The organism is Thermus sp. (assembly GCF_039793865.1).
In the GTDB taxonomy this organism is placed as follows: domain Bacteria; phylum Deinococcota; class Deinococci; order Deinococcales; family Thermaceae; genus Thermus.
Genome location: NZ_JBAMMI010000051.1, coordinates 1 through 15,224, shown reverse-complemented (window position 1 = coordinate 15,224; position 15,224 = coordinate 1). Strand labels below are relative to the sequence as shown.

Here is a 15,224-nt window from a genome sequence, read left to right as displayed (position 1 = left end):
GTGGGTTTGCTCCTTGTCCTCCCCTTTTTCTTCCTCCTTTGGGGGTGCGGCGCCTCCCCTTCCACCCCCCTTAGGGCCACCTCGCCGGTCTCGGAGTTTCTCCCCACCCCCTCCGAGGTGCCGAACCCCGAGCGGGGCTTCGCCTCGGACAGCTACTACCCCGACGAACCCGCCCTGGACGCCTCGGCCAAGGTGAGGGAGGCCCGGGAGCGGGGCTTTGAGGTGCGCCTCATCCGCCGCACCTACTACCTCCACGCCTTCGCCGGGCAGGACCGCCTTCCCCAAAGCTTCCTGGCTACCCTGGAAGGGGACCTGGAAAGCGCCAAGCGGGCGGGGGTCAAGCTCGTCCTCCGCTTCGCCTACCGCCCCGAGGAGAACCGCCCAGGGGGGCCCACCTACTGCGACCCTCCCGAGGCCAGGATCCTCGCCCACCTCCGCCAGATGGGTCCCGTTCTCCGGGCCCACCTCGGGGCCATCGCCTACCTCGAGGCCGGCCTCATCGGGCCCTGGGGGGAGTGGCACTCGGCAAGCCCCGAGGAGGCCCTCATGGACCCCCTCCCCGGCTACCAGGAGGGGTCCCAGCCCCCTTGCGGCCAGGGGAACTACGACCGCAAGCTCCCTAACCAGAAGACCCTGGAGCTGGTGCGGGCCCTTCTAGAGGAGGTTCCGGGGAAGCTCGTGGCCCTGCGCTACCCCATGGCCAAGGCCAAGCTCCTGGAGCTCGAGGCGGGGGGCCCCACCGGAACCTACCCCGATGCCTCCTTCTTCACCCCCCTCACCCCCTCCGAGGCCCACGGGGGTTCCCTGAAGGCCCGCCTGGGGGCCCACAACGACTGCTTCCTGGCCTCCGAGAACGACTACGGCACCTACTACTACGACCCAGGGCAAAAGCAGGAGCGGGAGAAGGCCTACTGGAGCGCGGACGCCCTTTACACCGTGATGGGCGGGGAGACCTGCACCCCAAGCCCTTACGTCCCCCCTGGGGAAGACCCAGGGCGCTATGTTTATGAGAGCTTTCGCCGCTTCCGCTTCAGCGTCTTGAACCTGAACTACCACCCGGGCTTCCTGGCCTGGCTCAGGGCCACCCCCTTCGGCGAGAGAAGCCTCCTAGAGGCCCTAAAGCGCGACCTGGGCTACCGCCTCCACCTGAGGCGGGCGGAGGTGGACCGGGTTCGCCTCCGCTTAGGCGAGCCCCTCTCCCTCACCCTGGACCTCGAGAACCTGGGCTTCGGGAGCCTCTACAACCCCAAGGCCCTCCGCCTCGTCTTCGTGCGCAACAAGGACGGCTTCGCGGTGATCCGCCCCTTGGAGGAGCGCTTCTTCGGCCCGCCCGCAGGGGAGAGGAAGGCGTACGCCTACCGCGCCCAGGCCCCCGAGGCCCCCGGGACCTACGCCCTCTTTTTGGAGCTCGCCGACCCCGAGAACCCGGGCGACCCCCGCTACCACGTGCGGCTCGCCACCCAGACCGAGTTTAAGGAGGGGCGGAACGCCCTGAACCTTTCCGTGGAGGTGCGATGAGGGCTCTTTTCCCCCTTCTTCTGGTTTTTGGTGCGGTCCTGGCCCAGGGGCTCGTCCTGGAAGACGACCTGGTCCAGGCCCTGGAGCTCGCCCCTGGGGGCGAGGCGGGCCTCGTCCTCTCCCTGAGGAACGAGGGGCCAAACCCCCTTAGGGTGCGGGTGGAGGTGGCGGACTACCGCGAGGACCAGGGCTTCCTGCCCCCGGGAAGCCTTCCTCAAAGCCTCGCGGGGACCCTCTTCCTCGAGGCCCCCGAGGTGGTGGTGCCCCCCCGGGGCAGGGCCCGGGTGGGCCTCAGGGTGCAGGCCCTTTCGGACCTGGAGGGGTCGCGCTACGCCTACCTCCTCCTCACCCCCGAGCCCCTTTCCGGGGCCCAGGGCTCCGGGGAGGGGGTGCGGGTGGGGGTGAACCTGGTCCAGCGCTACGCCGTCTTGGTGGCGGCAAGCCACGGGGGGAGGCCCGAGGTCCGCTTCCTGGAGGCCAAGAGGGAAGGGGAAAGGCTGGTTTTCCTCGGGGAAAACCGGGGAAGCCGCCTCTACCGCCCCCTGGTCCGCTACCAGGTGGTGGGGGCTAAGGGGGTGGTGGCCGAGGGGTACTTGGGCACTTACACCTTCCTCCCCCAAAACCCCAAGGCGGTGCCGGTTCCCTTGCCCCGGCTTGCCCCGGGGAGCTACCTGGTGCAGCTCATCCTGGACGACGGGATCTACGCCTATGCGGTTCGCGCTCGCTTGGACCTTCCTTAGCTTGAGCCTGGCCTTGGCCGCCCCCCTTGGGCCCCTGGAGGGCGCTCCCGGGGAGGCGGTTACCCTGGTTCTGGAGGGCGGGGGAGAGCCGGTCCTGCCCCCGGGCTTCGCCCTCCTCCTTCCCCCTGAGCCCCTGGGGGAGGGGGTCGTCCTCACCTTCCGTGTCCCCAACCTGCCCCCTGGGGAGTACCCCTTGCGCCTTGGGGAGAGGGTCTACCCCTTCCGGGTGAAGCCCCTGGCCCGGGCCCACCTGGAGCTTTTGGAAGCCCCGGAGCTCGCCCTGGGAGAGGTGGGGGCGGTGCGCCTTCGGGCCCTCAACCTGGGCAACCTGCCCCTCTCCCTGCCGCCTGAGGCCCTGGGGGTGGGGCTTCTCGTGGTGCGGGCGGAACCCCAAGGGGTCCTCGCCCCGGGGGAGGAGCGCACCCTCCTCCTTTGGGTGCGGGGTGGGGGCCAGGACGGGCAGGTCCTGGTGCGGCTTGGGGGGGCGAGCCTGGCCGTGCGCGTCCCCGCCAAACCCGCCCCCCCTCCGCCCTTCCACGATTGGGCCAAGCTCCCCTCGAGGCTCCTTTGGACGAGCGGGCAGGGCTTCGCCCTTGCCGGGGAAGGCCCCCTTCTGGACGGGGAGGGGCGGAGGCTCGGCTACCTGGCCTACCGCCTGGACCCGCGGTCCGCCTCCCTGGCCTACGATGACCCCCTTTTCGGCCTGGGGGTTTCCCTGGGCCCCGCCCTCGGCGTTTCCCTCCGCTACCTCCTCCAGGAGGGGCTCAACCTCACGGCGGGCGCCAGCACCTCTGGCAAGCTTCAGGCCGGCCTCAGCTACGCCGGGCAGGGCTTTCGCCTGGCGGGGAGCCTGGGCTACCCCTGGCATTACCGCCTGGAGGGAAGCCTCCTGGGGGGCGGGGCGGGGGAGCGCTTTGCTCTCTTAGGCCAGCTCGTCCCGGGCTACTGGGCCCTTTCCGGGGCCTACGGGCAGGGCCCTTGGAACCTCCAGGGGGGGTTGGGCGCGGGAGGCGGCTACCTCCAGGGCGCCCTGGCCCTGGGAGGCGGCGTCGGGGCCGGGTTTGGGGTGCGCTTCGCCTCGGAGCCTGCCCTCACCGCCTACCTTGGGGTTCCGGTCCTGGGGACCGTGGAGGTGCGGGGGGACTTCGGCCTGAATAGCCGCCGCCTTCGCCTTTCCCTCTTCCACGTGCTGGGAAGTGGCGAGGAGCGCCTGGCGGAACGCCTCTTTTGGGACGGGGATGCCCTCCGCTACGGCCTCGAGGCCCGCACCTTCCTCCCCACCGAGGCGGGGCCCTTGGGTTTGGAGGGAAGCCTGGACCTTGAGCCCCAGGGGCTTGGCCTTACCTTCGGGGCGAGCCTTGCCCCCTTAAGCCTCCGGGCCTCCCTGGGCTTCGCCGGGGGAGGCCTCCAGCGCTTTGGCCTCTCGGGGGCCCTGGCCTTTGACCTGCCCCTTTACCCCCTTTCCTGGCCTACCCTCGGGGTGCGGGTGGAGGGAGCCGAGGCCTCCCACCTCGCCCTATCGGGCCCCTCGGGCCCCTTCCTCCTTCCCCTCTCCGGGGGCGCCGGGGCCCTCCGCCTCCCCCCTGGGGTCTACCGCCTGAGGGCCCCGGAGGGGCTTGGCTTCCTCCAAGGGGACCGGGTGGTGAAGGAGGTGGAGGTGGAGCTGAGGGAGGACAAGACCCTCGCCCTCAAGGCCCTTCCCGCCCTTTCCGTGGCCCTGAGCCTCCGCTACTGCCCCCCCACCCCAGGCCCCGGGGAAACCTTCGGCCTTCCCGGGGTGGACCCCGACCGCCTTCTCCGGGGCGTTCAGGTCCGGCTGAGGGGGGAGGCCGCCACCCTCCTCCTGCAAAACGGCGAAGGGGGCCTCCTTCCCCCGGGGCGCTACCGCCTGGGCATCGAGGGGCCCTACGCCCAAGGGGCCCGGCTCGCCTCGCCGGAGGGTGGGCCCCTGGAGGAGGTGGACCTAAGAGCCCCAGGCCCCCTCGTCCTCTGCCTCACCTTCCCCTTGCGCCCCCTGGAGGAGCAGGACCTGCCCTAGGGGGCTTTTTGCCCGAATGGGGGGGTAACGCGCGCTAAACCCCTTGACCCGAGGGCCCCTGGCCGCTAGGCTCCCCTACCTAAGGAGGTTGAGTATGCGCAAAGCCCTCTTGGCGTTGGCTGGCCTTTTGGCGGGACTGGCCCTGGCAGATGCCTCGGACACCAAGACCTTCACCGTGACGGTGACCGGCTCGGAGAGCGTCACCATTGACACGGGCACGGCAAGCCTTACGGTGGACTACTCCTCCTCCACTTGCTCCACCGTGGACCGCTTCTGCGCCTGGTACCCCACCATCATCTACGAGACCAACTACGCCACCAACCGCAAGCTGGTGGCCAGCGCCACCACCTCGCACCCCATCCTCTCCGTGGTGCTGGAAAAGCAGACGGCTGCGGCTTACGCAAACCCCTTCGTTCCTGATTGGGGTTCCGGGAGCAACCCAGGGAGCTGGGCCTTTACCGGCTCTTTCCTGACTCTGGCCTCCACGGATAGCGACGTGGTCCTCGCCATCCAGAACGGTAAATACGCCATCGCCCCTATTCTTAAGCTCGTCTTCAGCACGAACCCCCCCGCGGGCACCTACACCGCCGATGTGACCTTTACCATCATGGCCCAGTAGGGGAAAGTCTCCCCCGGGCGGCCCTTGGGCCGCCCGTTTTGCGCTTTTTGAGCTCATTCGCGCGTTTCCCTCCCCCCGCCCCTCCCCGGTTGGCGTAGCATGGGGCCGAAGATGGCCCAAAGGTTCTACGGCCTTTCCCTCGCCCTTCCCTCCACCCTTCTCGTGGGGGTCTTCGCCCTGGTCCCCGTGGCGGCCAGCTTTTACCTCTCCCTCACCTCCTGGTCGGGCCTCGCCCGGGGGGAGTTCGTGGGCCTCGCCAACTACCAGGCCCTCCTCCAGGACGAGCGCTTTCACCGCTACCTGCGCCAAACCCTAGCCTACGCCCTCTTCGCCGTGCCCTTAGGGGTGTTCTTCCCCCTGGGGGTGGCCCTCGCCCTCCACAACCTGCGGGGGCTTTGGGCCGCCTTCTTCCGGGTGGTCTTTTACCTCCCCCTGGTCACCGGGGTGGTGGCCACGGCCCTCCTGGTTCAGGCCCTCATCGGCCTCCTCCCCTGGAACCCCCTGAACCGCCCCGAGACCGTCCTCCCCACCCTGGCCCTCTTCAGCACCTGGCAGGGGATGGGAAGCGCGGTGCTCCTCTACCTGGCCGGGCTTTCCCGGGTGCCCCGGGAGGTGTACGAGGCCGCCGCCGTGGACGGGGCGGGCCCCTGGCAGGCTTTTCGCTTCGTGACCCTCCCCGCCCTCCTCCCCATCGTGAGCCTGGTGGCGGTCCTCTCCACCATCGCGAGCCTCCAGCTCTTTGAGGCGGTCCTCTTCATGACCCGTGGGGGCCCCGGGGACGCCTCCTTCACCCTGGCCTACTACATCTACACCTCCGCCTTCCGCTACTTCCGCATGGGCTACGCCACCGCCCTGGCCTGGGTTCTGGCCGGGGGGCTTTTCCTCCTGGTTTGGCTTCAGCGCCGTCTGGAAAGGAGGTTGGCCGATGCGGAGGCGTGAGCGGCTTCGCCAGACCCTCCTGGTGCTCCTCCTCACCCCCCTCGCCCTCCTCGTCCTCTACCCCTTCTTGTGGATGGTCTTCACCGGCTTCAAGGCCCCTCAGGAGGCCTACGCCTGGCCGCCCACCCTCTGGCCTAGGGAGTGGACCCTGGAGCACTACCAGGCCCTCTTCTCCGCCGTGCCCGTGGGGCGGGCCCTGTTCAACAGCCTCTGGACCTCGGCCTTCCTCGCCACCAGCAACCTCGCCTTGGGGGGCATGGCGGCCTACGCCTTCACCCGCCTCGCCTTCCCCGGGCGGGAGTTCTTCTTCCAGGGGCACGTCCTCTCCATGCTCCTCCCCTGGCAGATCACCCTCATCCCCACCTTCCTCCTGGTGCGGGCCCTGGGCCTGGTGGACACCTTTCTGGGCTACCTCATCCCAAGCCTCACCAGCGGCTACGCGGTGTACGTGCTCGGGCAGTACCTGAAGAGCTTTCCGAAAAGCCTCGAGGAGAGCGTGCTGGTGGACGGGGGAACCCCCTTTACCGCCTTCCTCAAGGTGGTGCTTCCCCTCTCCCGGGGGGCGCTGGCCGTGCTTTGGGTGCTCCTCTTCCTGGGCTACTGGCAGAGCTTCATCTGGCCCAGCGTGGTCCTCTCCTCTCCCGAGCGCATGGTCCTCCCCGTGGCCCTCCTTGCCGTGCAGAACCACTACGCCGTGAACATCCCCCTCCTCATGGCGGGCACCACCCTCATGGCCCTGCCCCCGGTGTTGGTCTACCTCTTCTTCCAGCGGAGCCTGCAAAACCCCGAGCTCTTCTCGGGGTTTAAGGGATAGTGAGGTGAGGCGTATGCGCAAGTGGATCGGTCTCCTTGGGTTCCTGGGCTTGGCCCTGGGGCAGGTGGCCCCGGAGATGGTGGCCCAGGCTCTGCCCCGCACCATCCGGATCGGGGAGGAGCTCTCCCAGTGGGAGGGCCTGCCGCGGTATGAGGTGGTCCTCTCCAACACCTTCCCCGCCAAGCCCGTGGGGCACAAGGGCTATTTCAGCGTGGCCTACGACCGGGAAAACCTCTACCTCCTTGGGGTCTTTGAGCAGAAGGCGGAGACGGTGCGGGCCAACAACCCCGCCGACCACAACGAGTGGTGGACGGACGACACCATGGAGGTCTTCCTCCGCCTGGACCCCAAGAAGCCCGAGTACCTGCACCTGGCGGCGAACCCCAAGGGCACCCGCTTCAAGGCCTACACCTTCACCACGGAGTACCGCACCTCCGGGCGCATAGAGAAGGACCGCTGGATCCTGGAGTGGGCCATCCCCTTCGCCTCCCTCAAGGTGGACCCGCCCAAGCCCGGCACCATCTTCGGGCTCAAGGTGGGCCGGGAGCACCAGGCGGCCTCGGAGTACCCCCTCTGGCCCGTGGGCGGGGACTACCACTCCCCCACCAACTTCGGCTACCTGGTCTTCGTGGAGCGCCTGGAGGACCCCAAGGCCCTGGCCCAGCGGGTGAGCGCCTACCTGGGGGAGGAGCCGCCCATCCAAAGCCGCCTCGAGGGCCTCACCACCTACGCCGTCTACTACGGCACCGACCCCGCCGAGGCCGCCAAGCTGGTGAACTTTGACCTGGCCATCGTCCAGCCCAACCTGCCCAAGGCCGCCCTCCTGGAGCTCAAGCGGGCGGGGGTGAAGGTGGTGGCCTACCTCTCCGTGGGGGAGGCCGAGCCCGAAAGGGTCTCGGTGCCCAAGGACTGGATCCTGGGCCAGAACCCCAACTGGGGAAGCTACTACGTGGACGCCAGGAAGCCCGGCTGGCAGGACCTCGTTCTTTCCCAGGCCAAGGACTACCTGGCCCAGGGGTTTGACGGCCTCTTCCTGGACACCCTGGACACCGCCGACCTCTTCCCCGAGACCGCCCCCGGCCTCGTGGCCCTGGTGAAGCGCCTCCGGGAGGCCTTCCCCCAGGCCATCCTGGTGCAGAACCGGGGCTTCAGGGTGCTCCCGGAGACCGCCCGCTACGTGGACGCGGTGATGTACGAGAACCTTTCCAGCATGTACGACTTCAAGGCAGGCCGCTACGTGCCCGTGGACAACGACCCTTCCCCCGTCCTCCCCTTCGCCAAGCGGGGGCTCGTGGTTTTGGCCCTGGACTACGCCCTGCCCGAGGACCAGGGGCTCATAGAGCGGGCCTACGTGCGGGCGAGGGAGCTCGGGTTTATCCCCTACGTTTCCGTGATCCGGCTGGACCGGGTCTTTCTGCACAACCCGTGAGAAGGAGGGATGAGGCATGAAGAGGCTTTTCGGGATTTTGGTTCTGGCGGTTTCGGCCCTGGCCCAGGTGCAGTACGCCACCTGGGACGGCACCCGGCAGAAGGTGGACGAGAGGCTCCTCAAGGCCTTCACCGAGGCCACGGGGATCCAGGTGGCCTACAACCTGGTCCCCTGGGGCACCTACTGGCAGAAGGCCTCGGCCATGATCGCCGGGGGGAGCACCTTTGACGTGATGTGGATGAACCTGGACAACTTCCCCTTCTACGCCTCCCAGGGCGTCCTTTCCCCCATCGCCCTTTCCCCCGAGGCCAAGGGCCGCCTGCCCCAGGGTGCCCTGAAGCTTTACACCGTGAAGGACCAGGTGCTGGGCGTCCCCTTGGGGCCCCAGGTGGTCACGGTCTACATCAACCGCAAGCTCTTCCAGGAACGGGGGGTGCCCATCCCCAAGTCCTCCTGGACCTTTGAGGAGATGCGGGAGGCGGCCAAGAAGCTCACCTTCACCCGCCCCGACGGCAAGAAGGTCTGGGGCATCAACGCCATGGACCTCCAGGTGGACACCGAGTACGGCATGGCCTTCTACTACTCCAACGGCGGGACGGGGCTCATCAAGAAGGTGGGGGACCGCTACGAGGCCAACCTGGACCAGGTCTTCTACGACACCGCCAAGAAGCTCCTGGACCTCATCTACGTGGACAAGGTCTCCCCGGGCCCCCAGGAGAGCACCCTCCAGGGCTACCAGCTCTTCCAGGCGGGGCAGATGGGCATCTACGTCCTGGGGAGCTGGATGACGGAGGTCTGGAAGGCCTCTCCCGGCCTGGACTGGGCCTTCGCTCCCCTGCCGGAGATGAAGAAGGGCTTGGCCCCCAAGGGGGTCTACAGCGTCCACGCCCTGGTGGTGCCTTCGGGGAGCAAGAACCGCGAGGCCGCCTACAAGCTGGCGGAGTGGTACGCCACGAGCCCCCAGGCGAACCGCATCCTGGCCGGGGCTGGCCTTCTGCCCACCCTGGCGGAGGCCTACCGCAGCACCTACCTCCAGGCCCTGCCCGGTAGGAACGCCGAGGTGGTCTTCGCCCAGCTCCCCAACATGGTGGTGCGTCACGCCGACGTCCGCAACCTGAGCAACCTTCCCGAGGTCCTGGACGCCCTGGGGAGCGCCATGAACCTGGCCTGGACCGGCAACCTGTCCCTGGAAAAGGCCATAGAGAAGGCCCGGGCCGACATGAACGCCCTCCTCCGCAACGCCAAGCCCCTATGGTGAACCTGGTGGTGGTGGGCGCGGGGAGCCGGGGCTTCGCCCTGGCCCAGTACGCCCGCCACCGCCCGGACCGGGCCCGGGTGGTGGCGGTGGCGGAGCCCCGGGAGGCGCACCGGGAGGCCTTCGCCCGGGCCTTCGGCCTGGAAGGGGGGCGGGTTTTCCGGGACTGGCGGGAGCTTGTGGAGGCGCCAAGGCTAGGGGAGGCGGCCATCGTGGCCCTGCCCGACCGCCTGCACGCCGAGGCTGCCGTGGCCCTCATGGAGAGGGGCTACCACCTCCTCCTGGAGAAGCCCATCGCCCCCACCTGGGAGGAGGTGGAGCGGGTGGCGGAGGCCAAGGCGCGCACGGGGCGGATGGTGGCCCTGGCCCACGTGCTCCGTTACACCCCCTACGCCAGGAGGCTCAAGGCCCTGCTGGAGGAGGGGGCCATCGGGGAGGTGGTCTCGGCGCAGCACCTGGAGCCCGTGGGGCACTGGCACTTCGCCCACTCCTTCGTGCGGGGCAACTGGAGGAGGGAAGGGGAGTCCAGCCCCTTCCTCCTGGCGAAGAGCGTGCACGACCTGGACTGGCTCCTTTTTCTCCTCCCCGGGCGGGTGCGGCGGGTGGCCTCCTTCGGGGGGCTCTACCACTTCCGCCCCGAGAATAGACCCAAAGGGGCGGCGGAGCGCTGCCTCCACTGCCCCGAGGAGGTGGAGCGCTCCTGCCCCTTTTCGGCGCGGCGGATCTACCTCGAGGCCTATGACCGGGGGGAGCGGGGCTGGCCCCTGGACGTGGTGGTCTTTCCCCTCACCCGGGAAAACCTGGTGCGGGCTTTGGAGGAGGGGCCCTACGGGGAGTGCGTGTACCTGGGGCTTAACGACGTGGCGGACCACCAGGTGGTGGCCCTGGAGTACCGGGACGGGCGCACGGCGAGCTTTCACGCCGAGGCCCTAAGCCGCATGCGCTTCCGGGAAACCCGGCTTTTCGGCACCGAGGGGGAGCTTTTCGGGGATGGGCGGAGGCTACGCCTCTTCCACTTCCTGAAGGGGGAGCGGGAGCTGGACCTCGCCCTGGAGGAGGAGGCCTCGGTGCGCACGGGGCACGCTGGGGGGGACATGGGGCTCGTGGAGGATTTCGTGGAGGCGGTGGCCCGCGAGGACCCAAGCCGCCTCGAGCCCTGGGAGGAGGCGGTGTACGCCCACCGCCTTACCTTCCTGGCGGAGCGGGCGCGGCGGGAAGGGCGGGTGGTGGAGGTGGAGGCGTGAGGCTCGCCCTGGTGGGGGCGGGAAGCGCCGTCTTCTCCCGGACCCTCGTCCAGGACCTTCTCCTTTCGGCCCTCGAGGGGGTGGAGCTCCTCCTGGTGGACCCCGACGAGGGGCGGCTTGGGCCCGTGCTCCGCTGGGCCCAGGCCCTTTTGGCGCGCTTTCCCCAAAAGGGCTTCTCCGTGAGGCCCGCCTCCCTTCGGGAGGCCCTGGAGAAGGCGGAGGCCGCGGTGCTGGTGGCCGACGTGGGGGGCGAGGAGGCCATCTGGAAGGACTACGAGATACCCCTGCGCTACGGGGTGGACCAGAGCATCGGGGACACCCTGGGCCCCGGGGGGCTCATGAAGCTCCTCAGGCTCCACGGCCTCCTGGAGGAGGTGGCGGCGGGGTTTGGGGGAAGCCTCCTCCTCAACTACATGAACCCCCTAAGCGCCACCACCGCCTACCTGCTTTCCCGGGGGCACCGGGCGGTGGGGCTTTGCCACTCCGTGAGCGAAACGGCGAAGACCCTGGCGGGCTATTTGGGGGTGCCCCCGGAGGGCCTGGCCTACAGGGCCCTCGGGGTGAACCACCTCTCCTTCTTCGTGGAGCTCCGGTTCGGGGAGGAGGACCTCTACCCGAGGCTGAAGGCCCTCGCCCAGGACCCCGCCTTTTGGGACCGGGACCCGGTGCGCTTTGAGGTCTTGCGGGTTTTCGGCCTCTTTCCCTCGGAGTCCAGCGGCCACGTTTCCGAGTACCTCCCCTACTTCCGCAAGCGCCCCGAGGTCCTCGCCCGCTACGCCAGGCCGGGCTACGGCGGGGAGAGCGGCTTCTACGCCCGGAACCACGGGAGGTGGGTGGAGGAGGCGAGGCGGCAGGTGGGCCTCCCCGAGGCCCTCCGGCGGAGCGGGGAGTACGCCGCCACCGTCCTCGAGGCCTTCTACGGGGGGGAGGAGGCTTGGGTCTACGCCACCCTCCCCAACCGGGGCCACGTGCCCGAGCTTCTGCCCTTCGTGGTGGAGGTGCCCGTGTGGGTGCGGCGGGAAAGCCTCGAGGCCGAGGGCGGGAGCCTCCCCCCGGGCCCGGCCGCCCTGGCCCGGAGGGCCCAAGAGGTGCACCAGCTTTGGGTCCAGGGCCTCCTGGAGGAAAGCCCAGAGGCCCTCCTCCAGGGCCTCGCCCTGGACCCCCTCACCGGGGCGGTGCTGGACCTTAGGGGGGTGGAGGCCCTCTTCCGGGAGCTCGCCTCGGCCCACGGGGACCTCATGCCCGTATTCTTAAGGCGATGGTTGAGGGACGCATCCTGACCCCGAGGGGCCTGGTTCCAGGCAGGCTCCACTTTTCCCTTCGGATAGAGGCCTTGGAGGAGGCCCCCGTGGACGGCCCCTACGTCCTCCCCGGCTTTTTGGACCTCCACGTGCACGGGGGCGGGGGGTGGGAGTTCATGGAGGGAAAGGAGGCCAGCCTGGAGGCCGCCCGCTTCCACCTCCGCCACGGCACCACCGGGCTTCTCGCCACCACGGTCACCGCTTTGCCCGAGGACCTGGAGCGGGCCCTGGAAGGGGTGCGGGAGGCCATGGAGGCCTGCCAGGCCATCCTCGGGGTCCACCTCGAGGGCCCCTTCATCAGCCCCCACCGCCTCGGGGCCCAGCCCCCCTACCCCCGCCTCCCCGACCCGGGCCTCGCCGCCTCCCTCCTCGCCCTGGCCCCGGTGCGGGCGGTGACCCTGGCCCCCGAGCTTCCCGGGGCCCTGGACCTCATCCGCTTCCTCGCCGGAAGGGGCGTGCGGGTCCAGATGGGCCACACCGCCGCGGGCTACGAGGAGGCCCTGGCGGGGCTTGAGGCCGGGGCCCAGGGCTTCACCCACCTCTTCAACGCCATGACCCCCCTCCACCACCGGGAGCCTGGGGTGGCGGGCCTCGCCCTGGAGCGGGGGCCGTGGGCCGAGCTCATCCCGGACGGCCTCCACGTCCACCCCGCCGCCCTCCGCCTCGCCCTGAAGGCCATCCCCGGCCTCTACTTCGTCACCGACGCCGTGGCCGCCGCGGGAATGCCCGACGGGGTCTACCCCCTGGGGGCCCACCGGGTGGAGAAGCGGGGAGAGGGGGTGTGGCTCGGGGAGAGCCTGGCGGGGAGCACCCTCACCATGGACCGGGCCCTCCGCAACCTGGTGGCCTTCGGCCTCTCCCTAGAGGAGGCGGCACGGCGGCTTTCCACCTTCCCCGCCCGCTACCTGGGCCTAGAGGACCGCGGGGAGATCGCCCCGGGGAAGCGGGCCGACCTGGTGGTGCTGGACGAGAACCTAGAGGTGGTGGCGGTGTACCTGGGGGGGGAGCGGGTGGCTTGACCCCGGGCCTTCCCAGGGGTTCAAGCCTCTGCCCAAGCGGTGGGTGGAGCGGACCTTTGCCTGGCTGGGGCGGAACCGGGGAAAGCCTACCTGGGCTTTTGGGGGAGCGCCTTCAGGGGCAGGGCCTGCCCCGCCACCAGGAGGTAGGCCTCTTGGGCCCCCTCGGCCAGGAGGGCGTTTACCTCGCCCAGGAGGTCGCGAAAGCGGCGGGCCAAGGGGTTGGCGGGCACGATCCCCATCCCCACCTCGTTGGAAACGGCGATCACCCGCTTGCCGCTTTCCTCCGCCGCCGCTAGGAAGCGCTTCGCCTCCTCTAGGGGGTCCAGGCCCCTTTCCATGAGGTTGGCCACCCAGAGGGTCAGGCAGTCCACCACCACCGTGGGGTTGCGGGCCCGCCCCAGGGCCTCCACGAGGTCCAGGGGCGCCTCGAGGGTCTCCCAGGTGGGGGGGCGCTCCTCTTGGTGGCGGCGGATCCTCTCCGCCATCTCCTCGTCCCGGGCCTCGGCGGTGGCGATCAGGGTGGCGAAGGGCCCGGCGAGCTTTTGGGCGAAGCGGCTTTTCCCGCTCCTTGCCCCGCCCAAGAGGAGGACGAGGCCGGGGGGCGGGGGCGGGTCCAGGTGCCCCACCGGGGCCTTCGCCTCGGTGGAGGCCCCAGGGGGGCTTGGCGCGGGGAAGGCCCTCCCCGTAAGCCCCAGGGCCCGGTGGAGGGCCCCTAGGTCCAGGTGGGCCTCCATGGCGTCCGCAAGCCGGTCCAGGCTCTCCTCCAGGGCCCTCGCCTCCCGGCCGAAGAGGGCCTTCTGCACCCCGGGGTTCTCCAGGAGGCCGTGGAGCCAGGTGGCGAGGAGGCTTCCTTGCTGGTGGAAGAGGGGGAGGCCCTGGCCGTGGTGGATCTCGTACCCCTCCACCTCGAGGCCGTTTAGCCTCCCCCAGTACCCGGAAAGCCCCTGAAGCCTTACCCGCCTCCTTTCCACGGTCTTTTCCGGGGCCATCCGCACCCGGTAGGGGAGGAGGCCAAGGCCCGGGAAGTGGCCCTTTTCCTCCACCCCCGCCTCGTCCAGGAGGGCCTCGGAAAGCATCTCCGCCCCGCCGCAGACGGCGAGGAGGGGCCTGCCCTCTTCCAGGTGCCTCTGGATCGCCGGGAGGAAGGCCCGAAGCCAGGGGAGGTCCTTGGCGGGGAGGCGGCTTCCCGGGAGGACGAGGAGGTCCGCCCCCTCCGCCTCCTCGGGGAGGGCGGCGTACCGGACCCGGGCGAGCTCGGCGAGGGGCCAGAACTCGTCCAGGTTGGCCGCGTGGGGATAGCGGAGCACCGCCACCTTGGGGCCCTCCCTTCCCTCCAGGCGGTGGCGGAACCCGTCCTCCTCGGGGAGGGCGAGGGGGAGCAGGGGGAGGGTCCCGAGGACGGGGAGGCCCGTCCAGTCCTGGAGAAGGCCGTAGGCGGGCTTGAGGAGCTCCAGGTCCCCCCGGAACTTGTTGAAGGCGAAGCCGAGAAGCCTTTCCCGGTGCTCCCCCAAAAGGGCCCAGGTGCCGTAGAGCGCCCCCAAGGCCCCCCCCTGGTCCACGTCGGCCACCAGGAGGGCCCTGGCGTTCGCCCACTCCGCCGCCTTTAGGTTCGGCAGGTCGGGCCAGAGGTTCCGCTCCACCGGGCTTCCCGCCCCCTCCAGCACCAGGAGGTCGTACTCGGCGAGGAGGCCTTCCAGGGCCTCGCGGACGGGGGCCTCGAGGCGCGGCCTCCTCTCCTTCCAGGAAAGCCGGGAAAGCTCCGGGTCCACCCTGCCCCACACCACCACCTGGGCGGCCCTCTCCCCGAAGGGCTTCACCAGAACGGGGTTCATGCGCACCTCGGGCTCCACCCCAGCGGCCAGGGCCTGGAGCCACTGGGCGGTGGCCACCTCCCCGCCCCGCGCCACCCGGGCGTGGTTCGCCATGTTCTGGGCCTTGAAGGGGGCGGCCTTCAGGCCAAGCCTTTTGAAGTGGCGGAGAAGCCCCGCGGCGAAGAGGCTTTTCCCCACCCCGCTTCCCGTGCCCCAGACGGCGAGGGCCTTAGCCCTAGCCAAGGTGCACCCCCACGGCCTCAAGCAGGGGCTTTTCCACGCTCATAAAGCGGTCTCGCCTCTTTCGGTGAAGCGGTTGGCCGGAGTTGCATAACCGCCCGTGGAAAAGGTTTACGGCACGGGGGCTTGGAGGGGGTCCCTCCGTGGGCCCCCTCGCCCAGCGCCCCGTTTCCCTCCAGGGCCCCGCCAAGGTTTTTCACCACCCCATGAGCCTTGCGAGGAGGTTGAGCTTATCCTGGTTGGGGGTTTTCCAGTCG

General features: G+C 69.8%; 12 protein-coding genes. 11 read left to right on the top strand and 1 reads right to left on the bottom strand.

Going from position 1 to position 15,224, the window contains the following annotated elements; genetic code table 11:
• The 11 genes from ABJK26_RS05035 (at window position 1) to nagA (ending at window position 12,916) form a co-directional block, all read left to right on the top strand.
• A complete protein-coding gene (locus ABJK26_RS05035) occupies window positions 1-1,518 on the top strand; it encodes a DUF4832 domain-containing protein (RefSeq protein ID WP_347241167.1) in 1,518 nt (505 codons plus the stop codon).
• Window positions 1,515-2,258, top strand: coding sequence for a hypothetical protein (locus ABJK26_RS05030; protein ID WP_347241165.1), 744 nt, complete (start codon window positions 1,515-1,517; stop codon window positions 2,256-2,258). The genes ABJK26_RS05035 and ABJK26_RS05030 overlap by 4 nt, the downstream gene beginning before the upstream one ends.
• Window positions 2,227-4,296 (top strand): hypothetical protein, encoded by a 2,070-nt coding sequence (locus ABJK26_RS05025; protein WP_347241164.1) that lies wholly within the window; start codon window positions 2,227-2,229, stop codon window positions 4,294-4,296. The genes ABJK26_RS05030 and ABJK26_RS05025 overlap by 32 nt, the downstream gene beginning before the upstream one ends.
• Before the next feature lie 94 nt (window positions 4,297-4,390).
• Window positions 4,391-4,915: a hypothetical protein gene (locus ABJK26_RS05020; protein ID WP_347241163.1), complete on the top strand. Its 525-nt coding sequence runs from the start codon at window positions 4,391-4,393 to the stop codon at window positions 4,913-4,915.
• Between the two features lie 111 nt (window positions 4,916-5,026).
• Complete coding sequence (locus ABJK26_RS05015) at window positions 5,027-5,854, top strand: sugar ABC transporter permease (RefSeq protein WP_347241162.1); 828 nt, start codon at window positions 5,027-5,029, stop codon at window positions 5,852-5,854.
• Window positions 5,841-6,668 carry a carbohydrate ABC transporter permease gene (locus ABJK26_RS05010; RefSeq protein ID WP_347241160.1) on the top strand — a complete coding sequence of 276 codons (828 nt, stop codon included), beginning with the start codon at window positions 5,841-5,843 and terminating at the stop codon, window positions 6,666-6,668. The genes ABJK26_RS05015 and ABJK26_RS05010 overlap by 14 nt, the downstream gene beginning before the upstream one ends.
• Before the next feature lie 13 nt (window positions 6,669-6,681).
• Complete coding sequence (locus ABJK26_RS05005) at window positions 6,682-8,097, top strand: endo alpha-1,4 polygalactosaminidase (RefSeq protein ID WP_347241159.1); 1,416 nt, start codon at window positions 6,682-6,684, stop codon at window positions 8,095-8,097.
• 16 nt (window positions 8,098-8,113) lie between these two features.
• Window positions 8,114-9,355: a sugar ABC transporter substrate-binding protein gene (locus ABJK26_RS05000; protein WP_347241158.1), complete on the top strand. Its 1,242-nt coding sequence runs from the start codon at window positions 8,114-8,116 to the stop codon at window positions 9,353-9,355.
• A 5-nt stretch (window positions 9,356-9,360) separates the two neighbouring features.
• Window positions 9,361-10,596, top strand: coding sequence for a Gfo/Idh/MocA family oxidoreductase (locus ABJK26_RS04995; protein WP_347241156.1), 1,236 nt, complete (start codon window positions 9,361-9,363; stop codon window positions 10,594-10,596).
• On the top strand, window positions 10,593-11,876 hold the full coding sequence (locus ABJK26_RS04990) for a glycosyl hydrolase family 4 (RefSeq protein WP_347241155.1): 1,284 nt from the start codon (window positions 10,593-10,595) through the stop codon (window positions 11,874-11,876). Before ABJK26_RS04995 ends, ABJK26_RS04990 begins: the two co-directional genes overlap by 4 nt.
• The gene (gene nagA / locus ABJK26_RS04985) at window positions 11,855-12,916 is read left to right on the top strand and encodes an N-acetylglucosamine-6-phosphate deacetylase (protein ID WP_347241154.1); all 1,062 of its coding nucleotides are present in this window, start codon (window positions 11,855-11,857) and stop codon (window positions 12,914-12,916) included. Before ABJK26_RS04990 ends, nagA begins: the two co-directional genes overlap by 22 nt.
• 86 nt (window positions 12,917-13,002) lie before the next feature.
• On the opposite strand, the gene ABJK26_RS04980 is transcribed toward nagA, so the two are convergent.
• The gene (locus tag ABJK26_RS04980; RefSeq protein ID WP_347241152.1) at window positions 13,003-14,970 is read right to left on the bottom strand and encodes a cobyric acid synthase; all 1,968 of its coding nucleotides are present in this window, start codon (window positions 14,968-14,970) and stop codon (window positions 13,003-13,005) included.
• Between the last annotated feature and the right edge of the window lie 254 nt (window positions 14,971-15,224).

Coding starts and splice junctions, on each gene's coding strand:
- ABJK26_RS05025 (WP_347241164.1), top strand. CDS start 2,227: ATGCGGTTCGCGCTCGCTTGGACCTTCCTTAGCTTGAGCCTGGCCTTG.
- ABJK26_RS05005 (WP_347241159.1), top strand. CDS start 6,682: ATGCGCAAGTGGATCGGTCTCCTTGGGTTCCTGGGCTTGGCCCTGGGG.
- ABJK26_RS05030 (WP_347241165.1), top strand. CDS start 1,515: ATGAGGGCTCTTTTCCCCCTTCTTCTGGTTTTTGGTGCGGTCCTGGCC.
- nagA (WP_347241154.1), top strand. CDS start 11,855: ATGGTTGAGGGACGCATCCTGACCCCGAGGGGCCTGGTTCCAGGCAGG.
- ABJK26_RS05015 (WP_347241162.1), top strand. CDS start 5,027: ATGGCCCAAAGGTTCTACGGCCTTTCCCTCGCCCTTCCCTCCACCCTT.
- ABJK26_RS05020 (WP_347241163.1), top strand. CDS start 4,391: ATGCGCAAAGCCCTCTTGGCGTTGGCTGGCCTTTTGGCGGGACTGGCC.
- ABJK26_RS05000 (WP_347241158.1), top strand. CDS start 8,114: ATGAAGAGGCTTTTCGGGATTTTGGTTCTGGCGGTTTCGGCCCTGGCC.
- ABJK26_RS05010 (WP_347241160.1), top strand. CDS start 5,841: ATGCGGAGGCGTGAGCGGCTTCGCCAGACCCTCCTGGTGCTCCTCCTC.